Source organism: Streptomyces syringium, assembly GCF_017876625.1.
Classification (GTDB): domain Bacteria; phylum Actinomycetota; class Actinomycetes; order Streptomycetales; family Streptomycetaceae; genus Streptomyces; species Streptomyces syringius.
In genome coordinates, this window is record NZ_JAGIOH010000001.1 from 6012369 (window position 1) to 6028283 (window position 15915).

A 15915-nucleotide genomic window follows, 5' to 3' on the forward strand; every position below is an offset into this window, starting at 1 on the left:
GGAGTTGCGCACATGGCGACAGCCGTCCGTTACCGTGTGGCCGTCCCCGTCGGCCCGGGCCGACTGCCGGCCGCCCAGGCAAGGTCCTGCCACAGCCTGACCGTCCGGGCCCGCGGCCCGGTCGCACCGGCGACCGTGGCAGGCGTCCACCTCTGGCACGAGCCCGTGCCCGCCGCCTCCGACACCCCGCTCGCCCTGGCCCGCCGGGAAGCCGAGGCCCAGCGCCCGCTGTCCCCCTCCGGCCCCCCGGTCCGTGCCGTGCTGCTGCGCTACACCGACGGGCAGGCCGACCTCGTGCTCGTCGCCCGGCGGGCGGCCCTGGGCGAGGAGGAACTGCGGCGACTGGCCGCGCACCTGCTGGAGGGCACCGGCCCCGAGCCGCGCGTCGCGGCCCGCGGCGCGCAGCCGGCGTACCCCGCCGGTGCGCGCCCGGAGGCGGAGTGGGGCCTCGGCGACCCGTCCCGCGCGGGCCTGGCCGGCACGGTGACGGTGGAGCTCAAGGAGCCGGAGCCGTCCGACGCGACCCTGCTCGCGGCCGTGGGCCTGGTCCTCGCGCGCTGTTCCGCGGGCGAGAGCACGGCGGTCGCCGTCTTCGACGCGGCGAGCGCCGACACCGGGCCCCTCGTCCACTCCGTTACCCCCGACGAGACGCTGACCGCCGAGGCGTACGTGGCCGAGTGGGCCGCCACCGACGGCGCCGAGGCCACCGCGTCCGGCCCCGTACCGGCCGTGGGCGTGGTCTTCGGCGAGCTGCACCCGGGATCCGACCACCGGCCGTTCCTCGCCCCCGCGCTGCCCCTCGTCCTGCACTGGCGTCATGCCGCCGACGGCACGACGGACGGTGTCCTCGCCTACGACGAGGGTGACGTCGCCCCCGAGATCGCCCGCGGCTTCGCGGCCCATGTCGCCCACGTCGCCGACCAGCTGACCGCCGACCAGGACCGCACCCTCGCCGACATCGACCTCATGAGCCGGTCCGACGCCCTGGAGATCGTCGCATCGGGGGCGACGCCCGCCGTCGGCCCGGACACCTCGCACCGCACCATCCACGGCCTCTTCGAGGACACCGCCCGCCGGCAGCCGGACGCCGTCGCCGTCGTCGACGGCGACACCACCCTCAGCTACGCCCAGCTCGACGAGCGCGCCGACCGCCTCGCCCGGGGCCTGCGGGTCCTCGGCGCCACCCCCGGCGACCTCATCGGCGTGGCCCTGGACCGCACCGCCGAACTCATCGTGACGCTCCTCGGTGTGCTCAAGGCGGGCTGCGTGTACGTGCCCATGGACATCCGCTACCCGGAGGAGCGGCTGCGCTACACCGTCGGCAACGCGGGCACCCGGATCGTCATCGGCTCCGCCGACACCTTCCCCGCGATCGACGACGTCCGTGTCGCCGCACCCGCCGACCTGATCGCGCTCGCCGCGCGGACCTCCGACGAGCTGCCCCCGCTCACCGAGAACGGCGCGGCCGCCGCGTACGTCATCTACACCTCGGGATCCACCGGCCGCCCCAAGGGCGTCGCGGTCCCGCACCGCAACGTCGCCGCACTGATCGCCGCCACCCACGAGGACTTCGCCCTGGGCGGCACCGACGTGTGGACGTTCTTCCACTCCAGCGCCTTCGACTTCTCCGTCTGGGAAATCTGGGGCTGCCTGCTGACCGGCGGCCGGCTCGTCGTGGTGCCCTACTGGGTGACCCGCGACACCGAACTCTTCTACGAGCTGCTCGTCGACCAGGGCGTCACCGTCCTCAACCAGACCCCGTCCGCCTTCGCGCAGCTCATCGAGGCCGACGGCCGGCTGCGGTCCCCCCTCGCCCTGCGCCTCGTCGTCTTCGGCGGCGAGCCGCTGGACGTCGGCATGCTGACCCCGTGGTTCGCCCGGCACTCCCACACGCGCGTCCGCCTGTCCAACATGTTCGGCATCACCGAGACCACCGTGCACGTCACCGAGCAGACCGTGACCCCCGCCGACGTCGCCGTCAAGGGCCGGTCCGTGGGCCGTGCCATGCCCGGCTGGTCCGTGTCGGTCCGCGACCCCCGGGGCCGGGTGCTGCCGCCCGGCGCCCCCGGCGAGATCTACGTCGGCGGCGCCGGCGTGGCACAGGGCTATCTGCACCAGCCGGAGCTGACGTCCGAGCGGTTCATCGAGGACCCCTACGGCGGCGGCCGCGTCTACCGCAGCGGCGACCGCGGCCGGCTGCGCCCCGACGGCCGGCTCGACCACCTCGGCCGCCTGGACAACCAGGTCAAGGTCCGCGGCCACCGCATCGAACTCGACGAGATCCGCAACGTCCTGCTCAGCCACCCGGACGTCACCGGCGCGGCCGTCGTGCTCCGCCAGGAGACACCGGGCGACACCGCCACGGCCCGCATCGACGCGTACGTCGCGCTGAGCGGGGCGGGGACCGCGACGGCCGACCTGCTCGCCCACGCCAGCGGTGTGCTGCCGGACTACATGATGCCCGCGACCCTCACCCCGGTCGCGGCCATCCCGCTGACCATCAACGGCAAGGTCGACACCGCCGCGCTCCCCGAACCCACCACCACCCGGGAGACCCCCGCCCCCGCAACCCGGCCCGCCGACGCCGCACAGCCCCCCGCCGCCGAGGACCCGCTCGCCGCCGACATCCTCGCCCTGTGGAGCCAGGTACTGGGCACCGACGTCGGGCCCGGCGACAACTTCTTCGAACTCGGCGGGAACTCCCTGCTGGTCATCCGGCTCCTGCGGGAGATGCGCGACCGCGGACTGCCCCGCGTCGCCACCCAGGACTTCTACCGCAACTCCGTGGCGGCGCAGTTCATTTCGTTCGTCGGCGGCGGCAAGGGCTGAGCCCGTCCGCCGACGACGAGGCAGCAGGTATTCACGAGCGCCCTTGGACACTCCGGGGCGGCACCGACTCCGCTGGAGGTAATTAGTCGTGTCCGAACACCAGGGCGTCCCGCTGCCGCTGACCGCCGCCCAGGCCGGCATCTGGTACGCACAGCAGATGAACCCGCAGAACACCATCTTCCACCTCGGTGAGTACCTCGACATCGACGGCCCCGTGGACGTGGAACTGCTGGAGCGGGCCCTGCGCCGCGTCGTCGAGGAAGCCGACACCCTGCGCGTCCGCTTCGAGCTCGTCGACGGCGAGCCCGTCCAGCGGGTCCTGCCCGCGGCGGACTTCGCCTGGTCGCCGGACCGGCTGGACTTCACCGGCGAGAGCGACCCCCGGGCCGCGGCCCGCGCCTGGATGGCCGCCGAACTCGACCGCCCGGTCGACCCGATGCGCGACCCCCTGTTCCGGTTCGCCCTGCTCAAGGTCGCCGACGAACGCCACTTCTGGTTCTACCGCTACCACCACCTGCTGGCCGACGGGTACACCGTCGTCGTCATCGCACAGCGCGTACCGGAGATCTACTCGGCACTCGCCGAGGGCCGGCCCGTCGGCGACAACCCCTTCGCACCGCTCGCCGACCTGATCGCCGAACACACCGCGTACAAGGGCTCCGAGCGCGGCGCGAAGGACCGGGCGTACTGGTCGGAGCACATGGCCGACGCGCCCGAACCGGCCGGGCTGTCCGGGCGCCGCCCGGGCACCGTGGAGAGGCTCATCCACCGCACCGCGCACCTGCCCCAGCAGGACACCGACGAGCTGCGCGACCTCGGCCGCGCGGCCGGCGTCTCCTGGCCCCCGGTGCTGTTCGGCGCGGTCGCGGCCTACCTCCAGCGGCTGACCGGCGAGGACGAGGTGATCCTCGGCCTCCCGGTGTCCAACCGGCTCGGCCGTACGGCCCTCAGCGTGCCGTCCATGGTCTCCAACGTGCTGCCGCTGCGGATCACCTTCACCCCCGGCTTGACCGTCGCCGAACTGATGGCCCAGGTCTCGGGCGAACTGCGCGGAGCCACCCGCCACCAGCGCTACCCCTACGAGGACATCCGCCAGGACCTCGGCATGCTCGCCGACGAGCGCCGGCTGACCGGCCCGCACGTCAACCTCATGCTCTTCGACCACAAGCTGTCGTTCGGCGAGCACCGCTCCCGCCCCCGCACCCTGGCCACGGGCCCGGTCGACGACCTGTCGTTCCTCATCTACGACCGCACGGCCGAGCCCGGGCTGCAGATCGACTGCGACGCCAACGCCGAGCTGTACGGCGAGGACGAACTCACCACGTACCAGGACGGCTTCCTGGAGTTCCTGCGGCAGCTGGCCACGGCGGGCCCGGACCGGCGCGTCGAGGACCTCACCGCCCCCGAAGCGGCACGCGACACCCACCGGCGGGCGGTCGCCGCGAACTCCGCCGACGCGAACGCCCCGGCCTCCGCCGCCGTTGCCGCCCCGGACCGCCCGCGCACCCCGCAGGAGGAAGCCCTCTGCCGGATCGCCGCCGAGGTGCTCGGCGTCGACGACATCGGCGTCGACGACAACTTCTTCCTGCTCGGCGGGCGCTCCCTCCAGATCACCAAGATCGTCAGCCGGGTGCGCGCCCTCTTCCAGGCCGAACTCCCCCTCCGCCGTGTCTTCGAGGCCCCCACCGTGGCCGGCGTCGCCGAGCAGCTCGGCGGGGCCCGGGGAGCCCGGCGGCCGCTCACCGCCGCTGCCCGCCCTGAGATCATTCCCCTGTCGGCCGCCCAGAACCGGCTGTGGTTCCTCAACCAGCTCGGCCGCCAGGACGCGGTCTACAACGAGGCCGTGGCCATCCGCCTGCACGGCCGCCCGGACGTCCCGGCGCTGCACGCGGCCCTCAACGACGTGGTGGCCCGGCACGAGAGCCTGCGCACGGTCTACCCCGAGTTCGCCGGCGAGGCACGCCAGCTGATCCTCGCACCCGGCGCCGCGACCGTGGCCCTGCCCGTGGAGCCGGTCACCCCGGCCACACTGCCCACCGCCCTCGCGGAAACGGCGCGGCACGGCTTCGACCTCGGCACCGAGATCCCCGTTCGCGCCCGGCTGCTGGCCCTCGCCGAGGACGAGCACGTCCTCCAACTGGTCGTCCACCACATCGCGTGCGACGGCTGGTCGGTCACCCCCTTCACCCGCGACCTGTCCACCGCCTACGCCGCCCGCTGCGCGGGTGAGACGCCGACGTGGCAGCCGCTGCCGGTCCAGTACGCCGACTACGTGCTCTGGCAGCGTGACGTGCTGGGCGACGCCGGCGACCGGGACAGCGAGCTCGCCGGACAACTGCGTTACTGGAGCGAAACGCTCGCCGGGCTCCCCGAGGAGATCCCCCTGCCCACCGACCGGCAGCGGCCGGCCACGGCGACGTACGAGGGCGGACGCGTCACGTTCCGGCTCTCCCCGGACACACACGAAAAGCTCAGGGCACTGGCCGCCGAGAACGGCGCCAGCATGTTCATGCTCGCGCAGGCAGGCGTGGCCGCGCTCCTCACCCGTTACGGGGCGGGCACGGACATCCCCGTCGGTTCACTGATCGCGGGTCGTACGGACGCGGCGCTGGACGATCTGGTCGGGTTCTTCGTCAATACGCTGGTGCTGCGTACGGACACGTCGGGGGACCCGACGTTCCGGGAGCTGCTGGGCCGGGTCCGGGAGACGGACCTCGCGGCCTACGCGCACCAGGACCTGTCGTTCGAGCGCCTCGTGGAAGCACTCAACCCCACCCGTTCGCTGGCCCGCCACCCCCTGTTCCAGACCGCCCTCGACGTACAGAGCGGCGACACGTCCCGGCTGGAGTTGGCCGGGCTGGACGCGGACTCCGAGCTGATGGACACCGGGAGCGCCAGGTTCGACCTGTTCTTCCGCCTGGTCGAGGAGAACGCGCCGGACGGTTCGGCCGTGGGTATTGCGGGTCGTCTGGAGTTCGCGCGGGACCTGTTCGATGAGGGTTCGGCACGGCGGTTGGCCGAGGGGCTGGTGCGACTGCTGGAGGCGGTCGCGGCCGACCCCGGTGTGTCGATCGGTGCGGTGGAGGTGCAGTCCGCTGCTGAGCGTGGGCTGGTCGTGGAGGAGTGGAACGCGACGGGTCGTGAGGTCGCGGCGGGCACACTGCCGGGGGTGTTCGAGGCACAGGTGGCGCGGACGCCGGATGCCACGGCTGTGGTGTTCGACGGCGAGTCACTGACGTACGCGGAGCTGGATGCGCGGGCGAACCGGCTGGCGCATGAGCTGGTGGCGCGGGGGGTGGCAGGCGGTGACTTCGTCGCCGTGGCCGCACCTCGGTCGCTGGAGCTGATGGTCGCGCTGTACGCGGTGGTGAAGGCGGGTGCGGCGTATGTGCCGGTCGACCCGGACTACCCGGCCGAGCGCATCGGCTGGATTCTCGAGGACGCCAGGCCTGCGTTGCTGCTGACGACCGTCGAGGTGGCCCCGGCTCTGCCGAAGACGGGCGTGCCGACCCTGCTGCTCGACACCGCGGACGGCATCGCCGCCGACCGGCCCGACACCGCCCCCGAGCTTGTCCTGCCGGAGAACGCGGCGGCGTATGTCATCTTCACGTCCGGCTCGACCGGGCGCCCGAAGGGTGTCGTCGTCGGACACGAGGGCATTCACAACCGGCTGGAGTGGATGCAGGACACCTACGGGCTCGACGCGAGCGACCGGGTGTTGCAGAAGACCCCGTCCGGTTTCGATGTCTCGGTATGGGAGTTCTTCTGGGCCCTGCGCACCGGCGCCACGCTGGTGCTGGCGCGTCCGGAGGGGCACAAGGACCCCGCCTACATGGCACGCCTGATCCAGGACGAGGGCATCACCACCGTCCACTTCGTGCCGTCGATGCTGCAGGCGTTCCTCGCCGACCCCGCCGCCGGTCACTGCACCGGGCTGCGCCGGGTGATCTGCTCGGGCGAGGCCCTGCCCGCCGATGCGGTGACCCGCTTCCACCAGCTGCTTCCCGGTGTGGAGCTGCACAACCTCTACGGGCCCACCGAAGCCTCCGTCGATGTCACCGCACACGCCTGCACCCCCGGCACGCACAGCGCGTCGGTGCCGATCGGCCGGCCCATCTGGAACACCCGCACCTACGTCCTGGACGCCGCCCTGCGCCCCGCACCCATCGGCGTCCCCGGCGAGTTGTACCTCGCGGGCATCCAGCTCGCCCACGGCTACACCGGCCGCCCCGGCCTGACCGCCGAGCGCTTCACCGCCGACCCCTACAGCACCACCGGTGAGCGGATGTACCGCACCGGCGACATCGCCCGCTGGACTGCGGACGGGGTGCTCGAATACCAGGGCCGCGCGGATGACCAGGTCAAGCTCCGTGGCTTCCGCATCGAACTCGGCGAGATCGAGCACACGCTGACGTCGCACGACACGGTCGCCCAGGCCACCGTCATCGTCCGCGACGACCGCCTCGTCGCTTACACCGTCCCGGCCGGTGACAGCCTCGAAACCGACACCCTGCGCACCCACGTCGCCGGTGTCCTGCCCGAGTACATGGTCCCGTCCGCCTTCGTCACCCTGGACACGCTGCCGCTGACCGCCAACGGCAAGCTCGACCGCAAGGCCCTGCCCGCCCCCGACTTCACCGCACAGGCAAACAGCCGCGCACCCCGCAACGCACGCGAAGAACTGCTCTGCACCCTCTTCGCCGACGTCCTCGGCCTCGACACCATCGGCATCGACGACAGCTTCTTCAACCTCGGCGGCCACTCCCTCCTCGCCACCCGCCTCATCAGCCGCATCCGCACCGAACTCGACGTAGAGGTCGACGTCCGCACCGTCTTCGAGGCCCCTACCGTCTCGGCGCTGGCATCGCGACTCACCGGTGCCTCTGGTGCCCGGTCGGCGCTGACCGCGCAGGAGCGGCCGGAGCACATCCCGCTGTCGCCCGCGCAGCAGCGGCTGTGGTTCATCAACCGAATGGAGGACGCCGGCGGAAACTACAACACCGGCCTTTCTCTCCGGCTGTCCGGTGCGGTGGACAAGGGGGCGCTGCGTGCGGCGCTGGCCGATGTCGTGGCCCGGCACGAGAGTCTGCGGACCGTCTTCCCCGACATCGACGGGCAGCCCCGGCAGCTGATCCTCGCCCCCGAGCAGGCCGTTCCGGAGCTGACCGTCACCGCCGTCGACGCGAGTGACCTCGACGTGGCGCTCTCACGCGCCGCTTCGGCCGACTACGACCTGTCGGTCGAACCGCCGCTGCGCGCCCAGTTGTTCGTGCTGAGCCCCACCGACTCCGTCCTGTTGCTCGTCGTCCACCACATCGCCAGCGACGGCTGGTCCAACGCACCGCTGTCCCGGGACCTGTCCACCGCGTACGCCGCGCGCAGCACCGGCTCGGCCCCGGACTGGCAGCCGCTGCCGGTCCAGTACGCCGACTACACCCTCTGGCAGCGCGACGTACTCGGCGACGAGAACGACCCGGACAGTCCCATCGCCGCCCAGCTCGACTTCTGGCGCTCGGCGCTCGCCGACCTGCCCGAGGAGCTGCCGCTCCCCGTCGACCGCCCCCGGCCCGCCCGGATGAGCTACCACGGCGAGACCGTGCCGCTCCGCTTCGGCCCCGAGCTGCATCGGAACCTGGCCGACGTCGCCCGTGAGTCGGGTGCCACCGTCTTCATGGTGATGCAGGCCGCGATCGCGGCACTGCTGGGCAAGCTCGGCGGCGTGGAGGACGTGCCGATCGGCAGCGCCATCGCGGGACGCACCGACGAAGCACTCGACGATCTCGTCGGCTTCTTCGTCAACACCCTCGTCCTGCGCACCGACCTCACCGGCAACCCAACCTTCCGTGAGCTCGTCGAGCGCGTCCGGGACACGGACCTGGCCGCGTACGCCCACCAGGACGTGCCGTTCGAGCGGCTGGTCGACGACCTGAACCCCGTTCGTTCACTGGCCCGGCACCCGCTCTTCCAGATCATGCTGTCGATGCAGAACACCTCGGCCCCCACGATGCGGTTGGGTGACGTGTCGGCGGCTCCGCTGCCGGTCGACATCGACACCGCGAAGTTCGACCTGTCCTTCCAGCTCGGTGAGGTCTTCTCCGCCGACGGCTCGCCCGCCGGCATCGAGGGCGGCCTCGAATTCGCCACCGACCTCTTCGACCGTTCCACGGTCGAGCAGTTGGCCGGGCGGCTGGAGCGGCTGCTGACGGCGGTGGCCGCCGAACCGGACCTGGTGCCGGCGCGGTTCGACCTGCTGGCGCCGGGTGAGCGCGAGCGCATCCTGACGGAGTGGAACCCGACCGGGTACGTGCCCTCCGCCGCGACGCTGCCGGAGCTGTTCGAGGCCCAGGTGGCCCGCACTCCCGACGCGGTCGCCGTGGCGTCGGAGTCCGACTCGCTCACGTACGCGGAGCTCAATGCGCGGTCGAACCGGCTGGCGCGACATCTGATCGCGCGGGGAGTGGAGCCGGAGCAGTTGGTGGTGCTGGCGCTGCCGCGCTCCGAGCACATGATCGTGGCACTGCTCGCGGTGCTGAAGGCCGGGGCCGGGTATCTTCCGGTCGATCCGGGGTACCCGGCCGACCGCATCACCCACATGCTGCGGGACGCGCGGCCCCGGCTGCTGCTGACCACGGCGGAGCAGTCCGGCACGTTGGAACCGCTGATGGCGGACGACGGGCGGATGCTGGTGTGGGACGAGCCGGGCCTGGCGGCGGAACTGGCCGCGCTGCCCGGCGGTGACCTCACCGATGCCGAGCGTGGTGGTGCCCTGACCCCGGACTCCGGCGCGTATGTGATGTACACCTCCGGGTCGACCGGCAAGCCGAAGGGCGTACTGGTCACGCACGGGGACGTCGTCGCCCTGGCCGGCGACGGCCGCTACGCCACGGGCCACGAGGCGGTGCTGGTGCACTCGCCGCAGGCGTTCGACGCCTCCACCTACGAGGTGTGGGTACCGCTGCTGGCCGGGGGCCGGGCCGTGATCGCCCCGCCCGGCGACCTGTCGGCCGCACTGCTGCGCGATGTCATCGCACGCCATGGCGTGTCCGCGATCTGGCTGACCGCCGCACTGTTCCACCTCTTCGCCGAGGACGACCCCGGCTGCCTCAACGGTGTGTGCGAGGTGTGGACCGGCGGCGACGTCGTCCTGGCCGACGCGGTGCGCCGCGTGCGTGAGGTGTGCCCGGGGCTGGTCGTGGTGGACGGCTACGGTCCGACCGAGACCACCACTTTCGCCGCCTGCTTCAGGATCGGGCCGGACACGGAGCTTCCGTCGTCGGTCCCGATCGGCCGGCCACTGGACTCCATGCGGATTCATCTCCTCGACCGTGACCTGCGGTTGGTGCCGCCCGGCGTGCCGGGCGAGTTGTACATCGCGGGCACCGGTCTGGCCCGGGGTTACCTCAACCGGCCGGGACTGACCGCCGATCGCTTCGTGGCCTCCCCGCACGGCCTGCCGGGGGAGCGGATGTACCGCACCGGCGACGTGGCCCGCTGGACCGCGGACGGACAGATCCAGTTCCTCGGGCGGGCGGACAACCAAGTCAAGCTGCGCGGCTTCCGTATCGAACTCGGCGAGATCGAGGCGGCACTCGCCGGTCACGACTCCGTCGCCCACAGCGCCGTCGTCGTCCGTCAGGACCGGCCGGGCGTCAAGCGACTGGTGGCGTACGTCGTGCCGGCGGACGAGGGCATCGACCAGGAGGCATTGCGCCGGTACCTGGTGGACCGGCTGCCGGAGTACATGGTCCCGGCCGCGTTCGTGACCCTCGACGCACTGCCGCTGACTGCGAACGGCAAGCTGGACCGCAAGGCCCTGCCCGCACCGGACTTCGGTGAGCAGGCCACCGGCCGTGACGCCCGCAACGCCCGGGAACGTGCGCTCTGTGCTCTCTTCGCCGAGCTGTTGGGCCTCGAACGTGTCGGCATCGACGACAACTTCTTCGAGCTGGGCGGCGACAGCATCATCTCGATCCAGCTGGTCAGTCGCGCCCACCGGGCCGGACTGCTGCTCCGCACGCGGGACATCTTCGACCACCAGACGCCCGCCGCGCTCGCGGAGGTCGCCGAGGAGGTCGCCGGGTCGGCGCAGGAACCGCGGGAAGCGGGCCTCGGCCCGGTCCCGCTGACCCCGATCATGCACTGGCTGCGGGAGCTCGGCGGACCGGTCGACGGCTTCCACCAGGCCATGCTGGTACAGACTCCGCCCGGATGCGACGCCGAGGCACTGGCCGGCGCGCTGGGAGCGCTGCTGGACCGGCACGACGTACTGCGTGCCCGCATGGCCCGGCCGGCCGGTGGTGACTGGGAGCTGGAGGTACGGCTGCCCGGCAGCATCCGGGCGGAGGAGATCTTCCGCTGGACCGACGCGTTCGGTGCCGACATCGCCGAGGAGGCCCGGGCCGCCCAGCGGCGGCTGGACCCGGCGGTCGGGGTGATGCTGCAGGCCGTGTGGTTCGACGCGGGCCCCGACGCTCCCGGACAACTGCTCCTCGCCGTCCATCACCTGGTGGTCGACGGCATCTCCTGGCGCATCATGCTCCCGGAGCTGTCCGAGCTGTACCGGGCGGCAGCCGAGGGGCGTGCGGCCGAGCTGGGTTCGGTGGGCACCTCCTTCCGGAGCTGGGCCCGGTACTTGGCCGAGGAGTCCCAGGAGCCGCGTCGGACGGCGGAACTCCCGCTGTGGACCGAGATGCTGGGTGCGCCCGAACCGCCGCTGGGAGCCCGCGCGCTGGACCCCGCACGGGACACCGCCGCGGCCTCGAGCCGGCTCACGCTCACCCTGTCCGCCGAGCAGACCGAGCCGCTGCTGACCCGGCTGCCGGCCATCTACCACGCGGGCATCAACGACGTGCTCCTGACGGCCTTCACCCTCGCGGTCGCCGACTGGCGGCGTGAGCGCACCGCCGGAGCCGGCTCCGTGGTGCTCGACCTGGAGGGGCACGGGCGTGAGGAGATCGCGGACGGGTTCGACATCTCCCGGACCGTGGGCTGGTTCACCAGCATGTACCCGGTACGGCTGGACCCGCGGCTCCATGACAGCGAGTGGCCCGAGGCCTGGTCGGGCGGCCCCGCGCTGGGCCGGGCCCTGAAGGAGATCAAGGAGCAGCTGCGCGCGATTCCGGACAACGGCATCGGCTACGGGCTGTTGCGGCACCTCCGCGCGGACACCTCGGCCACCCTGTCGGCCCTGCCGTCGCCGCAGATCAGCTTCAACTACCTGGGGCGCATCGACATGACCGACGGCGCCCAGGGCGGCGCTGTGGCGGACTGGGCCGTACGGTCGGACGTCGACCTGGGCGACGGACACGACCCGGCCATGCCGTTCGGCCACGCCCTGGAGCTGAACGCGGTCACGCAGGACCAGCCCGACGGGCCGCGGCTCATGGCCACCTGGTCCTGGCCGCGGGAGCTGTTCACGGAGGACGACGTCCGTGAACTCGCCGAGAACTGGTTCCGGGCGCTCGGCGCACTCGTCACGCACGCGGAGGCACCCGACGCCGGCGGGTTCACCCCCTCCGACCTCCCGCTGGTGAACCTCAGCCAGAAGGACCTGGACCTGCTGTCGGAGGAGTGGGGATTCTGACGCGGACGACCTGAAGGAGCCGGGGCGGTGGCGATGAGCCACCGCCCCGGCTTCGTCGTTGTCGACGCGGACCCGGCTGGAGACGGACGGATGACTGCACGGGTGGCCGGACACTACTGAGGCGCCTGCCTGACGACCGGGATGGTCGTCAAACAGGCGCCTCAGTAGCCGGAGCGCTGCCCCTGCCTACGGGTGGGGCTCGGTGAGCCCACCATGGATGCGGGGCAGCTCAGTTGACCGCGGACGTGGAGGAACCGACCGGGGCCGGGTCCGCCGAGGGGGAGCTCACCGGGGAGCCGGAGGTCTGCGGCTGGGCATCGGCCTTCTTTCCGCCGCGTGGCTTCGACAGCAGACGGACGAGCGGGCGCTCCAGGCCGATGGTGAGCAGCCAGGCAAGGATGACGCTCACCGTGAAGTCGAGCGCCGCGAGCCCGATGAACTCCGGGACGGAGTTCGTGCGCGTCTCCCCGAAGACCTCGAGGAAGAACATGATCACGGGCCAGTGGATGAGGAAGAAGGCGAAGCTGATGTCTCCCAGCCACTGGAGGGGACGGCTCGCGAGGACGGACTTCCGGCCCTCGATGTCCGCGGCGCCGAGGCCCGCGACGAAGAGTGCCACCGGAATGATCATCGCGGCGACGAGACGGTACTCCCGCGGCAGTTGGTAAGCCACGAGAAAGCCGACCACGAGCAGTCCCGCGAGAGGCAGCGGACGGGCAATCCTGATCCACTGGCCGGACAGCACGATCCGGGCCATCAGGATTCCCAGCACGAATTCGAGAATCCGGGTGACCGGGAAGATCTGAATGTAGTAGAAGGCCTTGACGGAGGAAGCCGGCGCCTGCGGCACGATCAGCGGGTCGACCGGGACCACGGCCCGCACCACGATCGTGACCGACACGATCACGGCCACGACCGCGGCGGCGCACCACCACAGGTACTTGGTGGGGATCCGCTTCACCGCCCAGTGCAGGGCGGGGAATGCCAGGTAGAAGAACATCAGGAGGGTCAGGGACCAGCTCGGCGCGTTCATGCTGCCGAAGATCTCCGGGTCGGAGGACCACGACGAGAGCATCAGGAAGTTGAGGACGGCCGCCGTGTCGGTGACGATCGGGGAAGCGAAGATGACCATCGACAAACCGAATGTCACCCAGTGCAGGGGGGCGATTCTGATGATTCTCCGTCGCCAGAAGAGCAGCGGCGACTCCTTCTCCCGTGCGGTCCAGACCAGAAGGAAGCCGCTGATGAGGAAGAAGAGCGACAGTCCGGCCTGCCCGATCCACCCGAAGTATTTGTAGTAGGTGTTGGAGGCGCTCTGCGAGGAGAAGGCGATCCCGATGTGGATATGGTTCAGGAACACCAGGAATATGGCCGGGAACCGCACCCCTGTGAGTGACCCCAGCCGAGACCCCTGTGGTCTTCCGACGTTCTTGTTCATTACTCACCGCATCTGATTGTCGGGTCGAGTCGGAATCGGATTCTGTACGGCCCGGACGACTGTTTCCAGCCTTTCTGCAGCAAGCTGCCGCCAATCCCTTCGCGCCGTGGTTTCCCTGGCGTCGGATGACAACAAAGAACCGGGCCGCCCCCGAGTGGGAGCGGCCCGGTTCGCGCCGGAGCGTGAAGTCACTGCTTGGTGGCGGCCCTTTCGTAGGCCCGGATGGTCAGGGGAACGACGACCGCCAGCATGGCGACCGAGAGAATCACCGCCATCGGTATCGGGTACTGCATGGGGAACGCGTGGCCGGCCGTATCCGGAGTGGCGTTGCCGAACAGCTTCCGGCATGCCAGCACGACGGGGCTCACCGGATTCCACTCGGCGATGGCCCGCATCCAGCCGGGCAGTCCGTCGAGCGGGATGAAGGCGTTGGACAGGAACGACAAGGGCATCACGATGACCGCGCCGAGGGCGTTCACCGCCTCGGCGCTGCGCAGGGTGAGACCCAGCAGCGCACCGGCCCAGGAGGTGGCGAAGCCCAGCAGGAGCATGAGGCCGAAGCCGCCGAGCATCGACCAGACGCCCTCGTGCACCCGCCAGCCGATGAGATAGCCGATGCCCGACATCAGGATGAAGCACCAGACCGTCAGGATCAGGTCGTGGGTGGTCCGGCCGATCAGCACGGCGGAACGGGACATCGGCAGTGAACGGAAGCGGTCCATCAGCCCGTTGTCGAGGTCGCTGATGACGCCCAGCGAGCTCAGCGTCATGTTGCCCAGCACGACCTGGACGAAGATTCCGGCCATGATGTAGTCCTGGTACGACTGGTCGCCCGGTACCTTCATGGCGCTGCCGAAGAGGTATCCGAAGACCAGGACGAAGACCACCGGCATCAGGGTGATGCTCAGCAACTGCTCCGGTGTGCGCGTCAGGTGCCGGATGTGCCGGCCGATGAGTGCGCAGGAGTTGGTGATGGTCTCGGTCATGCCGCTTCTCCCTGTGGTGTCTGCCGCCCGGCGGTCCGGCGGTCCGCCGCCGTGTTGCCCTCGGCCGACACCGTCTGGCCGGTGAGTGCCAGGAAGACGTCGTCCATGGAGGAGCGGCGGATGGCGAAGTCCACCGGCTCCACTGCCGCCGCCTTGAGCTCGGCGGTGATCGAGGCGAGGGTGTTCATGCCGCCGACCAGCGGAATCGAGACGAGCTTCGCCTTCTCGTCCACCGACGGAGCCTCGGCCGACGCGCTGCCGATGGCCCGGATCACGGCCGGCAGCTCCGCCTCGGTGGCCACGGACACCTCCAGACGCTCGCCGCCGACCTTGCGCTTCAGCTCCTCCGGACTGCCCTCGGCGATGAGCCCGCCCTTGTCGAGAACCACGATGCGGTCCGCCAACTGGTCGGCCTCCTCCAGATACTGCGTGGTCAGCAGCACGGACACGCCGTTCGCCACCTGCTCCCGGACCATGCGCCACAGCAGCAGCCTGCTGGTGACGTCCAGGCCGGTGGTCGGCTCGTCGAGGAAGAGGACGGTGGGCGTGGTGACCAGGCTGGCGGCGAGGTCGAGCCGGCGCCGCATACCACCGGAGTAGGACTTGGCCGGTCGGTCCGCGGCAGCCGTCAGATCGAACTGCTCCAGCAGTTCGTCGGCACGGAGGTGTGCCTTGCGCCGTCCCAGCCCGAGGAGCACACCGATCAGCCGGAGGTTCTCCCGCCCGGTGAGTATGGCGTCGACGGCCGCGTACTGCCCGGTCAGGCCGATGCGGCGGCGGATCTCACGCTTGTCCTTGGAGAGATCGAACCCGGCGATCGTGACCTTGCCACTGTCGAAGGGCAGCAGCGTGGCGAGGATGCGGACGATGGTGGTCTTGCCCGCGCCGTTCGGGCCGAGCAGACCCAGCACTTCACCCGTCGCCACGGTCAGGTCGATGCCGGCCAGCACGTCATGCTCCGCGTACCTCTTGCGGAGCCCCTCCGCAGAGATCGCTGTTTCCATGCCTTCACTCCCAAGTTGATGACGGATCACGCGCTTTGGGCATCCTCGGAACGGTCCGGTATGCGCCCCGTCCAG

The 15915-nt window shown here is 71.1% G+C and carries 5 protein-coding genes; 2 read left to right on the top strand and 3 right to left on the bottom strand.

Annotation, left to right across the window (positions count from 1 at the left end):
* Window positions 1-12: 12 nt before the first annotated feature.
* Together JO379_RS26765 and JO379_RS26770 are read left to right on the top strand one after the other, a co-directional pair.
* A complete protein-coding gene (locus JO379_RS26765; protein ID WP_209517315.1) occupies window positions 13-2829 on the top strand; it encodes an amino acid adenylation domain-containing protein in 2817 nt (938 codons plus the stop codon).
* Between the two features lie 88 nt (window positions 2830-2917).
* Complete coding sequence (locus tag JO379_RS26770) at window positions 2918-12412, top strand: non-ribosomal peptide synthetase (RefSeq protein WP_209517317.1); 9495 nt, start codon at window positions 2918-2920, stop codon at window positions 12410-12412.
* Window positions 12413-12641: 229 nt separating this feature from the next.
* On the opposite strand, the gene JO379_RS26775 is transcribed toward JO379_RS26770, so the two are convergent.
* The 3 genes from JO379_RS26775 to JO379_RS26785 form a co-directional block, all read right to left on the bottom strand.
* The gene (locus tag JO379_RS26775; RefSeq protein ID WP_130881592.1) at window positions 12642-13850 is read right to left on the bottom strand and encodes an acyltransferase family protein; all 1209 of its coding nucleotides are present in this window, start codon (window positions 13848-13850) and stop codon (window positions 12642-12644) included.
* A 188-nt stretch (window positions 13851-14038) separates the two neighbouring features.
* Window positions 14039-14836, bottom strand: a complete 798-nt coding sequence (locus JO379_RS26780) for an ABC transporter permease (protein ID WP_130881591.1) — start codon at window positions 14834-14836, stop codon at window positions 14039-14041.
* On the bottom strand, window positions 14833-15840 hold the full coding sequence (locus JO379_RS26785) for an ATP-binding cassette domain-containing protein (RefSeq protein ID WP_209517319.1): 1008 nt from the start codon (window positions 15838-15840) through the stop codon (window positions 14833-14835). The genes JO379_RS26780 and JO379_RS26785 overlap by 4 nt, the downstream gene beginning before the upstream one ends.
* Between the last annotated feature and the right edge of the window lie 75 nt (window positions 15841-15915).

Coding starts and splice junctions, on each gene's coding strand:
- JO379_RS26780 (WP_130881591.1), bottom strand. CDS start 14,836: ATGACCGAGACCATCACCAACTCCTGCGCACTCATCGGCCGGCACATC.
- JO379_RS26785 (WP_209517319.1), bottom strand. CDS start 15,840: ATGGAAACAGCGATCTCTGCGGAGGGGCTCCGCAAGAGGTACGCGGAG.
- JO379_RS26765 (WP_209517315.1), top strand. CDS start 13: ATGGCGACAGCCGTCCGTTACCGTGTGGCCGTCCCCGTCGGCCCGGGC.
- JO379_RS26775 (WP_130881592.1), bottom strand. CDS start 13,850: ATGAACAAGAACGTCGGAAGACCACAGGGGTCTCGGCTGGGGTCACTC.